The sequence below is a fragment of the Shewanella sp. MTB7 genome, assembly GCF_027571385.1.
GTDB lineage: Bacteria > Pseudomonadota > Gammaproteobacteria > Enterobacterales > Shewanellaceae > Shewanella.
Genome location: NZ_CP085636.1, coordinates 4,682,856 through 4,696,401, shown reverse-complemented (window position 1 = coordinate 4,696,401; position 13,546 = coordinate 4,682,856). Strand labels below are relative to the sequence as shown.

Genomic DNA, 13,546 nt, shown 5'->3' with positions numbered 1-13,546 from the left:
TTTTGCATGAAAATATCAAGCAAGATTATTTTAGCGACCGTTTTACTGTCAGGAATGGGCATACTTACCGCAGGAGCGCTTGTTGGATGGAAATCTTCTTCGATTGCATCCACAGCTTTGGAGAAAAGAGCATTTGATCGATTGATCGCAATAAGAGAGTTGCAAAAGAATCAGATTGAACGTTACTTTTCGACGATAGAAAAAGAAATGATAACCTTGTCCAATGATCGCATGGTTATGAATATGATGGAGGCTCTCCCACAACCATTCTTTCAATATGCTCAACAAACAGAACTTAAAGAAAATGGCGAGTTAAAGGGATATTATACTCAGATGTTTGATGAGGAGTATCGCTCGCAAAACCCTTCAAGCTCCTCAAGTTCAACGGTCAAACTCGAGTTATTGAGTGATAATACTAAATTAATCCAACATGCTTATATTAGCGGTAACGAAAATCCATTGGGTAGCAAAAATCAGCTAGCTTATGCAGAAGACGGGACTCGTTACAGTGAGCTACACAAGCAGTATCATCCTCACCTCAATCAGTATTTAGAGTCGTTCGGTTTCTATGATATTTTCCTTGTTGAACCAGAAACTGGCGTAGTGGTGTATTCTGTTTTTAAAGAGCTGGATTTTGCAACTTCGCTTCTAACTGGCCCTTATAAAGAAACTGGATTGGCTGAAGCGTTTAGGCTAGCCAATGCCAGTTCTCAAAAAAATGAGACTTTTCTCGTTGATTTTAAACCTTACTTTCCCTCCTATGAAGCCGCCGCGGCATTTATATCCTCTCCTATCTATTCAAGTGCAGGCAAAAAGTTAGGTATTCTAGTATTTCAGATGCCAATTGATGAAATCAATAGTTTGATGACGTTTGAAACTGAGTGGACTAAGGTCGGCATGGGAAATTCAGGTGAAACCTATTTAGTGGGTGAAGATCATCTACTACGAAGCCAGAGTCGTTTTTTACTTGATGATAAGGATGGGTACCTTGCAGCATTAACCGCAGGAGGGATTGAGGCTAAGATAGTTGATAAAATAGCGGCGAGTGGCTCAGCTATCGGCTATCAAAAGGTGGTAAGTGAGGGGGCAAACGCTGCTTTATCTGGTCAGACTGACATTAAAACTATCAAAGATTATCGTAATGTCGAGGTACTCTCAGCTTTTGCTCCGTTGAACATTAAAGGGGTAAATTGGGCGATACTAAGTGAGATTGATGTCGCTGAAGCGATGCAGGATAAAGATGAGATGTTGGTAACTATCTGGCAAGTTATCTTGGTTATCATGCTTATCTTAATGCCTTTGATCTTAGTGGCTGCTTTTTTAGTTGGTCGAGGAATATCAAATCCAATTAATAATTTTATCGCTCAAGTGAATAAAGTGGCGGATGAAAAAGATCTTACAATGAGAATTGATTATAAAGGCAATGATGAGTTGTTCTCATTAGCAACCTCTTTTAATCAGTTAATGCAGGGGTTACAGGAGGTCTTAAACAGCGTAGAGGAACTTGCTGCTACTTTACTGGCATCAACGGGAAATATGTTGGTCAATATTGGAGAGACAACAGATCAAACGCAACAGCAGTCTAATAATGCCGATAGTGTCGCTGTCGCGACGAATCAGTTACTCGCGACGATTCAAGAAGTTGCAAGAAATGCGGCAAGCGCGTCTGGATCGGTAAGGGAAACAGAATTGAAGTGTCAGGAAACCAGCCAGGTTGCCGGGCGACTAGAGAGTGATATGTCTGAGCTAAATATCCAGATGAGTTCAGCTTCTGCTTCAATTGAGAAGTTAGCTCAGGAAAGTGAGTCGATTGGCTCAGTACTCGATGTGATCCAAGCGATTGCAGAGCAGACTAACTTGCTTGCTCTTAATGCCGCCATTGAGGCCGCTCGTGCTGGAGAGCAGGGTAGAGGTTTTGCTGTCGTGGCTGATGAAGTTAGAACGCTTGCTTCGCGTACTCAGCAATCGACAGAAGATATCAGAGAGAAAATAAACTCTTTGCAACAGGAGACCCAAACTACGGTTAAAATGGTGAATTCATCGAGTCAAATGGCGAGTGCCAGTATTGGCGCCTGTGAAGAAAATCGTAAAATATTAGGTGAGGTTTTGGCCTTGGTTTCTCAGCTCAGCGATATGAATATGCAGATTGCCACAGCATCAGAGGAGCAAAGTTCAGTGGTGGGAGAGATAAATAGAAACATTACTGAGATTGCCAGTACGTCACTCAATATATCCAGTAAAGCTGAGCTGAGTAAATGTGATGTACAGAACTTGAGCTCTTTAGTCATTAACTTAGAAGAGAAGATGAGAGAGTTTAAATTGTAAGGCTTTACCTAGATTGACCTGTAAACTCAACCCGTAGAAGTGAGTTTGGTGATAAAAAAGAAAGAGGCCTAAATGGCCTCTTTCTTTTTCGTTAACTTGGAATTAAAGATCTATGTCATGGGTGTAACTCACGACAACTTTATAGTCATCATCAATCTCATCTTCGCTAACTTGACTGAGCATAAAGCCAAACCCGCTTTTACTTAGGCTAACATTGTAGTCCTGATAGTCGAGACCATCATCGAAATTATAGCTGCCAGCATGTAAACCCAGCTCAACATCACCTAATACTTCGAAGCTGAGATTGACTTCAATATAGGTATCATCTCCAAAATTTGATGACCAATCAGAGTGGGCGGTTGTGGATACTCCTACCGAGATAAAGTTCCATCCTACAGAACCATAGACTTCACCAAAATTTAAGTCATCGCCGTCCGGATAGCCATAGTAGACGTAGCCAAAGTCATAGCTAAATTCGCCAACATCATTTGCAAAGCCTAAATAGAGGTCTAACTCGGTTGAGGCATCGTCTCCAAAATCTATGTTTGAAGCCCAAGTTCCTATATAAACTCCTGTATCTGCTGAATAATCGATACCTCCTGAAACAGCGGGTTTATCATTCGTCTGAGTAACACCTCGCCAGATGTAGTTATTGGTGACGCCAATATTCGCTGATAAGCCTTCAGTTGCATGGGCCATTGAGGAGTAATTAAAAGCTGCAGATAGCCCAAGGGCCAGTCCAAGATATTTGTTCATCATCATTCCCTATATTATGTTAGTTCAGGCTAGTTGAATACTGCTTAAAGTTAATAGTATTCAGATAGCTAGAACACTTACAGTTCACTTGAAGTCTAGTGGATATTTCATAAATTGCACGACATGGGGTTTTATATGGATTTTGAATGGACTGACGTAGAAAAACGGGTCTGGAGTTTTGTCTTTCTGGAATTTAGTTTTAGTTTGTGAAATTAGCGATTATTTAACTCTTAAACAATGCGTTATCTGATAGAAAAACTGAAAACTGCGTGAAAGCTTACCTAGCTTGCTTCGTTCACCACTGGCATCATGGTCACTCTATGTATAGAATAGTGACATTCCAATATTAATGATTATTACTGTGTTGACTCTTAATTAGTCAGCATTGGCTGCTTTTGTTTTAAAGGAGACGAAAGAGTATTATGAACAAGGTTCCTATGACGGTTGTTGGTGCAGATCAACTTCGTAAAGAGTTAGATTATTTAAAGTTTGAGAAACGGCCTAAAATTACAGAGGCGATCGGAACAGCCCGTGAGCTTGGCGATCTTAAAGAGAATGCTGAGTACCATGCTGCTCGTGAAGAGCAAGGTTTAAGCGAAGCTAGAATACGTGATATCGAAGGTAAGCTTTCTAACGTTCAGATCATAGATGTGACAAAAATACCCAATACAGGACGTATTATTTTTGGTACCACTGTGACTATTTTAAATCTTGATACTGAAGTTGAAGTGACCTATCGAATTGTCGGTGACGACGAGGCTAACATTAAAGAGAATCTACTTTCTGTGAGCTCACCGATTGCACGGGGTCTAATCGGCAAGAGTGTCGATGATGAAGTGACCATAAAAACACCGGGTGGTATGACTGAGTATGAGATAACGGCCGTTGAATATATCTAATTGATATTAAGTGCTGATATTCTTTTTTAAAACCGCATCATTGCGGTTTTTTTGCACATGGATGTGCTTATCCTTGATCGCAGGGTGCCAGATGTTCCAGACATCTGTTGCACATTTCCACAGTCCTTTGCGGTCATAGCGATTGAGAGAATTTGCATATGGGCCCTCTTGTTTATAAATAAGGTTCTAGATATTTATTCGGCATCTGTTGTCTTTTGCCATCACTCTACAGTTGTCTTGATGTAGGGAACTGAGACTGTTTGGGGATAACTCTCATTATTATCAAAAACTGTTTGTATTTATCTGTATCTAGTTTTAACATCGCTGGACATAATAATGAGGTGAAATGAGTTTGTTGGCTTTTATTCGCATGGGAATGATGTTGCTATTGGCTTGGGGTTTTTCTCTCAGTCCTGCTAATGCACAACTATCAGAAAGTGCATTTGCCGAGCATGTCGTTTCTATCTCAGCTACCTGTTTTAGTGCTGAATATAAACCATCGCAGGTTAGTGCCTGTGGCGGTGACAATACAGTTTTAGAGCATAAACCACAGCCTCTTCAACATAAAAGCTGGACTGAGCAACAAGATGACGCAAGTTTTGTTCTCCTCTCCTCACCACGCCGACTCGGCTTCGCACAACATGATCCACATCAGTGTCGCCCTAACTACATTCTTGCCTACGAGTTTGCAGCTCCAGACTCGCCCTCGTTTTGTATTGGATATCGAGTAGATTTTAGTGCTTCACTCGATTGGCGCCTAAGTGCGACCCCTAAACCGTCTAAAATATCAGGTTGGAAAGAGTCAAACCTGCTGTACCGTTTCTCGCAACAGATCTCCTAAGTTCATTTTCTGCACTTTTTAGCTAAGTCATATCTCTATGACTGGCTTAATTTTACCTGCTTACTGTATGGCGTAACTGTCCACTCATTTTTGAGGGCAATGGCTGATTATGTTCATAACACAATCATATTTTGAATGGATTGTGACGAATCGCTAAGCAGGTGGTTATTAGCATTAAATGGATGCCCTAGAGGCAATAATTCTTATGAGAAGAACTCAGAGTAAACAGCTGTTAAATCATTTTTCAGTTTGGAAATATATTGTCATTATCATCACCGTTATTGTGATGTTTTTCAGTGCGCTGCCGAGCTTTTATGGTGAAGATGCAGCAGTTCAAATTGGTGAGAAGGCAGGATTAACCCTTTCAGTGGTAGCACTGAACCAGACCTTGACTGAGGCGGGTTTTAATGTAAAGCGCATTGACCAGAACCAAGGAAAAACCTTTGTAGTACTGGGCTCCCAGAGCCAACAAGCACAAGCTAAACAATTGCTCACTTCATACGTACTTAAGCCTGATGAGCTAACTCTTGCACTCGCTCCTGCGGCACCGAACTGGCTGCTGTCTCTTGGGGTTAACCCGATAAAGCTAGGACTTGATCTTCGTGGTGGAGTGCAGTTTTTACTGGATGTGGATCTCGAACCTGTTTACCGTTTGCACGCCCAATCTTTGGTCGACTCGATACGTCATTATTCCAGAGAAAATAAGATAATGGGCACTAAAGTGCACGTCGTTGATGGTGAGAGCGTCACAATGACGGTGACAAACCTTGCAAACATTGGCAAGTTTAAAACATTTTTTTCTACTCAATACCCTGCTTGGCAAGTTCAGAAGCAAGGGGAAGCCACATTTGTTATAGCATTGAAAGAGGAGGAAAAAATATTACTGCGAGATCTGACGGTAAAGCAGAATTTACAAATTATGCGTAGTCGTATCGAACAACTCGGGATCTCTGAGGCGCTCGTTCAGCGTCAGGGTGAACATCGAATTCGCATCGAATTACCCGGTGTGCAAGATCCTGGAGCTGCTAAGAGTGTTATCGGGGCCACTGCGAGTCTGGCGTTTTATGCCGTAATGGAATCAGGCTCAGTTAATGCAAAAATACTTAAGGATAAAGCTAATACGCCTGTATATGTAGCACGTAGAGCGGTACTTGGTGGCGAACATATTGTCGATGCTAGAGCTGGGGTCGGTGAAATGGGAGGAGCTGAAGTGAACATCACCTTAGATGCAACGGGGGCAAGCATGATGTCTGACTTTACCCGAGACAAGATAGGTGAACCGATGGCGACATCATATAGCGAATACTCACGAGATGAGAAGGGTAAAGTTCGTCAAACGACCGAGATTATCAGTGTTGCAACCATTCAAGCTCAGTTGGGCAAACGTTTTGTTATTACGGGCTCGGGTACTTATGAAGAGGCGCAGCAATTAGCCTTGCTGCTAAGAGCTGGCTCAATGACTGCGCCTGTGACCATTGTTGAGGAGCGAACTATAGGCCCGAGTTTAGGTGCCGAGAATATTGCTAATGGGTTTGCGGCTTTAGCATTAGGCCTGGCGATGACCTTGTTGTTTATGGCGTTTTGGTATCGTCGTCTAGGTTGGATTGCTAATGTGGCTCTTATCTTCAACATGGTCATTTTGTTTGGTTTGATAGCGCTTATTCCTGGTGCGGTTTTGACTTTACCAGGTATTGCAGGTTTAGTGTTAACAGTGGGAATGGCGGTCGATACCAATGTTCTTATTTTTGAGCGTATTCGGGATAATTTAAGAGAGGGTAGAGAGTTTGCACATGCGATAGATAGGGGGTTCGATAGTGCATTTTCGACCATATTAGATGCAAACCTGACCACTATGATCACAGCTGTGGTGCTCTATTCAATCGGTAACGGCCCCATTCAAGGCTTTGCCCTGACTTTAGGTCTAGGGCTGTTAACGAGTATGTTCACTGGTATTTTTGTATCCAGAGCATTAACTAATTTAGCCTATGGGCATAATTTCAGCCGTGACTTGAAGGTGTAATATGAACTCAACTAATATGAACAAAGCCATCACGACGTTTAGTAAAGCGGCTGTACTCACTAAGCTTAGATATTTCACCAGTGTGCTCTCTGTCATCTTAATAATCTCATCACTTGTTGTTATCTCAGTAAAAGGGTTTAACTGGGGGTTAGATTTCACCGGGGGTGTGGTCACAGAGGTGCAACTTGATAGCTTAGTCACGAGCAATGAGATACAGGCGTTGCTGAGTCAAACATCAGAGCAGGATGTGAGTGTGATCTCTGCTAACGAACCCGGTCGCTGGGTGCTGCGCTATAGCTTACCGACTACTGATGAGAATGTAGGCAACAATGCCATTGATATCGCAGCAGTTCTGTTACCTTTAGACAGTAATCTTGAAGTGCTTAACAGCAGTATTGTTGGACCTCAAGTGGGGCAGGAGTTAGCGGATCAAGGTGGGCTGGCTTTACTTGTATCAGTATTGTGTATCATGGCCTATTTGAGTTACCGTTTTGAGTGGCGCTTAGCGAGTGGCTCTCTGTTAGCTCTGTTGCATGATGTATTGCTAGTGCTGGCATTTTTCTCTTTGACGCAAATGGAGTTTAACTTGACTGTACTCGCTGCGGTCATGGCCGTGTTGGGCTATTCACTTAATGATTCGATTGTGATTGCCGACAGGATAAGAGAGTTACTGACCATCAAAACCAGTTGGACAACGACACAAGTTAATGATGAAGCGGTGCGCGCCACTTTTGCGCGAACTATGGTGACAAGTGGAACCACCTTACTGACGATCAGCGCACTGTGGTTTATGGGGGGCGCTCCCCTTGAGAGTTTCTCGATAGCGATGTTTATCGGTATTATTACAGGAACTTGGTCTTCAATCTCTATAGGAACTTGCTTACCAGAGTTGTTGGGTGTGAACTCAGAGCACTATAAGCTGGTACCTATTAACGATACGCCATAATAAAACGAGCCACTGAAAATTCAGTGGCTCGTTTTATTTTATACCTATGGGTATTCTGCTTTACTATTTCTATGGAAGTTTAGAGATAGTAAATTGCGATCAAAAAAGATTACTTTGCTTTTGGAACAGCAATTTTCATCTCTTCAGATTGACGGAATAGTACAAGGACGTGACCGATCTGCTGTACTTTTACAGCTTGAGTTTCACGTACAATGGCATCAACGACTGCATTTTTTAACTCTCTGTCACCAGAGGCTATTTTCACTTTGATCAGTTCATGATAAGCGAGTGCATTATCAATTTCCGCCAGCACACCTTCAGTCAGGCCATTGGAACCAAGCATCACTACAGGCTTCAAATCATGTGCTAAGCCTTTTAAGTGCTGTTTTTGTTTGGTTGTTAAGTTCATTTCTACCAACTTTATGCTGAGTTACTGTTGAAAAACGGCTATTCTACCCTTATATACTCATTATGTAACTCTCATTTGTTGCGGATTTTAAATGTCAGGAAAAAAACGAACGGCGAGTTCCTCCCGTTGGATGCAGGAACATTTTGATGATCATTATGTCAAATTAGCTCAAAAGCGGGGATTTCGTTCACGTGCAGCGTTTAAAATAGAGGAGATCCAGGAGAAAGATAAATTAATTCGCCCTGGAATGACTGTGGTAGATTTAGGAGCCGCCCCTGGTGGTTGGTCACAAGTTGCAGTTAAATTAGCGGGAGACAAGGGTAAAGTTATCGCATGTGATATTTTACCTATGGATCCTATCGTCGGTGTAGACTTTCTTCAAGGAGATTTTAGAGAGGGAAAAGTGCTCGATGCTTTATTAACTCGTGTAGGTGATGCCAAAGTAGATGTTGTTTTATCTGACATGGCCCCTAATATGAGTGGTACTGGCGGTGTAGATCAACCTCGCGCTATGTATTTAGTTGAGTTAGCATTAGACATGTGTCATCAAGTGTTGGCACCCAATGGTTGCTTTGCTGTTAAGGTCTTTCAGGGGGAGGGCTTTGAAGAGTACATGAAATCAGTAAAAGAGGCGTTTAAAACCGTCAAAACACGTAAGCCAGACTCTTCGCGAGCTCGTTCGCGCGAAGTCTATCTTGTGGCGACAGGGTACAAGTTGTAGTACTCTAACGTCAATAATCGCAAGACTTTGGTAGGGCGCAAATTGTCGTGCTCTAACATAGATAATCGCAAGGCTGATTGGATACGAATTTTCGTATTCCATGGTCAATAATCGCAAGACTGCATGAGGTCTAGTAATTTTGAGTGATATGGCAAAAAATTTAATTCTCTGGGTAGTCATCGCCGTTGTGTTGATGACTGTATTTCAGGGTTATTCCCCCTCTTCTTCCACTGTGTCGAAGATGGATTATTCTGCTTTTTTAGATGATGTTCGTAGTGGACAGGTTAATACCGTTGAAATAAAAAGTGACCAGCGTACGATTGAAGGAACTCTGCGTACCGGGGAAAAATTCACGACGATTATGCCGTTGTTTGATAGAGATCTTATTAATGATCTTGATCGCAAAGGGATAACGTTGAAGGGACAGGAAGCTGAAGAGTCAGGGTTTTTAACTCAGATATTTATCTCTTGGTTCCCCATGCTGCTACTTATTGGTGTGTGGATATTCTTCATGCGTCAGATGCAAGGTGGTGGTGGTAAAGGTGCAATGTCATTTGGCAAGAGTAAAGCCAAATTGATGAGCGAAGATCAAATCAAGACGACCTTTAGTGATGTAGCTGGTTGTGACGAAGCTAAAGAAGACGTTAAAGAATTGGTTGATTACCTTAAAGAACCGACTAGATTTCAAAAGCTAGGTGGGCGAATTCCTACGGGTATTTTGCTAGTCGGTCCTCCAGGTACAGGTAAAACCTTGCTTGCTAAGGCGATAGCCGGTGAAGCTAAGGTACCTTTCTTTACCATTTCAGGTTCAGATTTCGTTGAAATGTTTGTCGGTGTCGGTGCATCTCGTGTGCGTGACATGTTCGAACAAGCCAAGAAGTCAGCGCCTTGTATTATCTTTATCGATGAGATCGATGCCGTAGGTCGTCAACGTGGCGCCGGTGTTGGTGGTGGACATGATGAGCGTGAGCAGACACTTAACCAGTTATTGGTTGAGATGGATGGCTTTGAAGGTAATGAAGGCGTGATAGTGATTGCTGCAACTAACCGTCCAGATGTATTAGATGCTGCGTTGCTTCGTCCAGGTCGTTTTGACCGTCAAGTCGTAGTAGGTCTTCCTGACGTTCGTGGTCGTGAGCAGATCTTAAAAGTGCATATGCGCAAAGTGCCTTTAGCCGACGATGTTAAAGCTAGCGTTATTGCTCGTGGCACCCCTGGGTTTTCTGGTGCGGATCTGGCTAACTTAGTTAACGAAGCTGCGCTGTTTGCTGCTCGTGGTAATCGCCGCATTGTTGGTATGGAAGAGTTTGAAAGCGCTAAAGATAAGATCATGATGGGTGCTGAGCGCCGTACTATGGTTATGTCTGAAGAAGAGAAAGAGATGACTGCTTACCATGAGGCCGGTCATGCAATTGTGGGCTGTTTAGTGCCTGAGCATGATCCTGTTCATAAGGTGACTATTATTCCTCGTGGCCGCGCTTTAGGTGTGACTTTCTTCTTGCCAGAAGCTGATTCGATCAGTCAGAGTCGTCGTAAGTTAGAGAGTCAAATCTCAGTGGCTTATGGTGGACGACTAGCTGAAGAGATCATTTATGGCAGCGAGAGAGTATCAACGGGTGCTTCTCAAGACATTAAATATGCGACTTCAATTGCGCGTAACATGGTTACTCAGTGGGGTTTCTCTGAGACGTTAGGACCAGTCCTTTATGCCGAAGATGAAAACGAAGTTTTCTTAGGGCGTAGTATGGGTAAGTCACAGCATATGTCAGATGAAACAGCCAGTATTATTGATTTTGAGGTTAAAACCATTATCAATAATAACTATCAACGTGCGCAGACATACTTGCAGGATAACATGGATATTCTCCATGCGATGAAAGATGCGTTGATGAAGTATGAAACCATAGACGCAACCATGATAGAAGATCTGATGCAACGCCGTGAGGTGAGAGCGCCAAAAGATTGGAACATGGATGATAATGGTTCAAGCAATGATAAAGGTGAAAAACCAGCGACATCTGAGGATAAAGCTGTTGAGGATGAAGTGAAAGCTGAGCCTGAACAAGCCAATGCTACAGACGTCAATGAAATAGATGAATCTACAGCTAAGTAATTAGTTTTTGCTGAATTGAAGAAAACCCCGTAATGGGGTTTTCTTGTTTAAGTCCCTTTATTCTGGAGTCTTGGTGTTTAAACTTAAAAGTGGTAATAAATGTTTAGATCTTGGAAGTCCTATCGTGATGGGGATCCTTAATGTCACACCTGATTCATTTTCCGATGGCGGCCAGTTTTCCAGCTTTACACTAGCATGTAACCATGTCGATATGATGGTTGCTCAAGGTGCTAAATGTATCGATATTGGTGGTGAATCCACAAGACCCGGGGCGGTAGAGGTCACGCTAGAGGAGGAGCTTAGTCGGGTTATTCCTCTGATCGAATATGTGGCTAAGCATCATCATGAAGTATGGATATCGATTGATACCAGTAAAGCGGCGGTGATGGAGGCTGCTGTTAATGCTGGGGCAGATCTGATTAATGATGTGCGTGCGCTGCAAGAGTGTGGAGCTTTAGATATAACGGCAAAGTTACAGGTTCCTGTGTGTCTTATGCATATGCAAGGGCAACCTAGAACTATGCAAGCTTCGCCTGAATACATGGATGTGGTTGCAGATATCAGGGCCTTTTTTGAGATGCGAATTCAGGCATGTTTGGACGCTGGTATTAAGCGTGAAAACATTATTTTAGATCCAGGTTTTGGTTTTGGTAAGACGTTATCTCATAACTATGAATTACTTAACCGTTTGAGTGAGTTTAAGGTGCTAGGCTTACCTCTTTTAATCGGCTTATCTCGTAAGAGTATGATGGGGAATCTACTGCATCGTGATGTTTCTGAACGTCTTGCGGGGAGTTTGGCTGGTGTATTACTGGCGGCACAAGGCGGGGGACATATCTTTAGAGTGCATGATGTTCCTCAGACCTTAGATGTATTAAAGGTGATGAAGGCGACGGCTAATTATGACAATGTTTAGCGTCAGTTTTACACCTATATTCTTAGAAACAAAATAATAGCATTTGCTCCTGTTCAGCTTAGGTTAGGTTTGGAACAGTAGACTGATGGCGTTTTTTATCTTTTATTTCTCTGTTTATTAAAGGAATAAAATTGGGGTTATGACTATGAAAAAATTTTTTGGAACTGATGGTATTCGAGGTAAAGTCGGCGCGGGAAAAATGACACCTGAACTGGCATTAAAACTTGGTTGGGCTGCGGGGAGAGTATTGTCTCGAACTGGCACTCAGAAAGTAATTATAGGTAAAGATACCCGTATATCTGGTTATCTATTTGAGTCTGCGATGGAAGCGGGTTTATCTGCTGCTGGACTTAATGTGATGTTAGTGGGTCCGATGCCGACACCAGCTGTTGCATATTTGACAAGAACTTTCAGGGCCGAAGCAGGGGTCGTTATCAGTGCATCTCATAACCCTTATTACGATAACGGTATCAAGTTTTTCTCGACCGATGGCAGTAAGCTTGATGATGAGATAGAGCTTGAAATCGAACGTGAACTTGAAAAACCCCTTATTTGTGTTGAATCACATCTATTAGGCAAAGTATCACGCATTGATGATGCCCCTGGTCGTTATATTGAATACTGTAAAGGTAACTTTCCTGCAGAGTACACCTTACGCGGATTAAAAATAGTTGTCGATTGTGCCCATGGCGCAACCTACCATATTGCGCCCAATGTTTTTCGCGAGCTAGGTGCAGATGTTATTACTATTGGTGATAAACCTGACGGATTGAATATTAATCATGAGGTCGGTGCCACTTCGATGGCTAAAATTTGTGAAACAGTCCTCTCAGAAAAGGCTGATCTTGGTATTGCTTTAGACGGTGATGGTGATCGCATCATGATGGTCAATCGTCATGGTAAGGTGATTGATGGTGATGAGATTCTCTATATTTTGGCTTGTGATGCACAATCTCGCGGTGTTCTTTGTGGCGGTGTTGTTGGCACATTAATGTCAAATTTAGGTTTGCATCTTGCGCTACAGGCGTTAGATATCCCCTTTGACCGTTCTAATGTCGGTGACCGTTATGTCATGACCATGCTAAAAGAGAAAGGCTGGCGTATTGGCGGTGAAAACTCGGGTCATATCCTGAATTTAGATCATGGCACCACAGGTGATGGTATTGTCGCGGGTATTTTGGTGTTAGCTGCTATGTGTCGTCAAAATGCAACACTTGAAGAGCTGACTGCCAATATTACAATGCTGCCGCAAGTATTGATTAACGTCCGCTTTGAAGGTGAACATAACCCGCTGACTTCTGAAGAAGTACTTGAAGCACAGAAAATGGTTGAATCACAGCTTGGAGAACGTGGTCGCGTATTATTGAGAAAGTCTGGCACCGAGCCTTTAATCCGGGTCATGGTAGAAGGTGATGTTGAAGCTGATGTGCTTAAACATGCAAACTATATTGCTGATGCAGTGAGAAACTTAGTGTGAGGCGAGTGTGTTGTGAGGAGGAGTCAGAGGCTTTTATCGGCTGACATTTGTTTGGGTGCTGTTTTTTTGTATGATTTGCTTAATAAATAGTTTAACAAGACTGAAAAAGCAGCGTTCCGACAT

General features: G+C 42.6%; 11 protein-coding genes. 9 read left to right on the top strand and 2 right to left on the bottom strand.

Features of this window, described 5'->3' with window-relative positions; translation table 11 throughout:
• The first annotated feature begins 6 nt into the window (after positions 1-6).
• On the top strand, positions 7-2,325 hold the full coding sequence (locus tag HWQ47_RS20350; RefSeq protein ID WP_269967852.1) for a methyl-accepting chemotaxis protein: 2,319 nt from the start codon (positions 7-9) through the stop codon (positions 2,323-2,325).
• Positions 2,326-2,427: 102 nt separating this feature from the next.
• On the opposite strand, the gene HWQ47_RS20345 is transcribed toward HWQ47_RS20350, so the two are convergent.
• Positions 2,428-3,081 (bottom strand): TorF family putative porin, encoded by a 654-nt coding sequence (locus tag HWQ47_RS20345; RefSeq protein ID WP_269967851.1) that lies wholly within the window; start codon positions 3,079-3,081, stop codon positions 2,428-2,430.
• Positions 3,082-3,503: 422 nt separating this feature from the next.
• On the opposite strand from HWQ47_RS20345, the gene greA reads away from it, so the two are divergent.
• From greA to secF, 4 genes are all read left to right on the top strand, one after another.
• On the top strand, positions 3,504-3,980 hold the full coding sequence (gene greA, locus HWQ47_RS20340; protein WP_269967850.1) for a transcription elongation factor GreA: 477 nt from the start codon (positions 3,504-3,506) through the stop codon (positions 3,978-3,980).
• 346 nt (positions 3,981-4,326) lie between these two features.
• Positions 4,327-4,821, top strand: coding sequence for a hypothetical protein (locus HWQ47_RS20335; RefSeq protein WP_269967849.1), 495 nt, complete (start codon positions 4,327-4,329; stop codon positions 4,819-4,821).
• Positions 4,822-5,026: 205 nt separating this feature from the next.
• Positions 5,027-6,841 carry a protein translocase subunit SecD gene (gene secD, locus HWQ47_RS20330; protein WP_269967848.1) on the top strand — a complete coding sequence of 605 codons (1,815 nt, stop codon included), beginning with the start codon at positions 5,027-5,029 and terminating at the stop codon, positions 6,839-6,841.
• A 1-nt stretch (position 6,842) separates the two neighbouring features.
• Positions 6,843-7,787 carry a protein translocase subunit SecF gene (secF, locus tag HWQ47_RS20325; protein ID WP_269967847.1) on the top strand — a complete coding sequence of 315 codons (945 nt, stop codon included), beginning with the start codon at positions 6,843-6,845 and terminating at the stop codon, positions 7,785-7,787.
• A 109-nt stretch (positions 7,788-7,896) separates the two neighbouring features.
• Here the strand turns inward: secF and yhbY are convergent, their stop codons facing one another.
• Complete coding sequence (gene yhbY / locus HWQ47_RS20320; protein ID WP_269967846.1) at positions 7,897-8,196, bottom strand: ribosome assembly RNA-binding protein YhbY; 300 nt, start codon at positions 8,194-8,196, stop codon at positions 7,897-7,899.
• 91 nt (positions 8,197-8,287) lie between these two features.
• Here yhbY and rlmE point away from each other — a divergent pair, with 91 nt between their 5' ends.
• The 4 genes from rlmE to glmM all read left to right on the top strand — a co-directional run bounded on the left by rlmE (position 8,288) and on the right by glmM (position 13,423).
• The gene (gene rlmE / locus HWQ47_RS20315; RefSeq protein WP_269967845.1) at positions 8,288-8,917 is read left to right on the top strand and encodes a 23S rRNA (uridine(2552)-2'-O)-methyltransferase RlmE; all 630 of its coding nucleotides are present in this window, start codon (positions 8,288-8,290) and stop codon (positions 8,915-8,917) included.
• 148 nt (positions 8,918-9,065) lie between these two features.
• On the top strand, positions 9,066-11,030 hold the full coding sequence (gene ftsH, locus HWQ47_RS20310) for an ATP-dependent zinc metalloprotease FtsH (protein ID WP_269967844.1): 1,965 nt from the start codon (positions 9,066-9,068) through the stop codon (positions 11,028-11,030).
• A gap of 73 nt (positions 11,031-11,103) precedes the next feature.
• Positions 11,104-11,946 carry a dihydropteroate synthase gene (gene folP / locus HWQ47_RS20305; protein ID WP_269967843.1) on the top strand — a complete coding sequence of 281 codons (843 nt, stop codon included), beginning with the start codon at positions 11,104-11,106 and terminating at the stop codon, positions 11,944-11,946.
• 139 nt (positions 11,947-12,085) lie between these two features.
• A complete protein-coding gene (gene glmM, locus HWQ47_RS20300; RefSeq protein WP_269967842.1) occupies positions 12,086-13,423 on the top strand; it encodes a phosphoglucosamine mutase in 1,338 nt (445 codons plus the stop codon).
• Positions 13,424-13,546 lie beyond the last annotated feature (123 nt).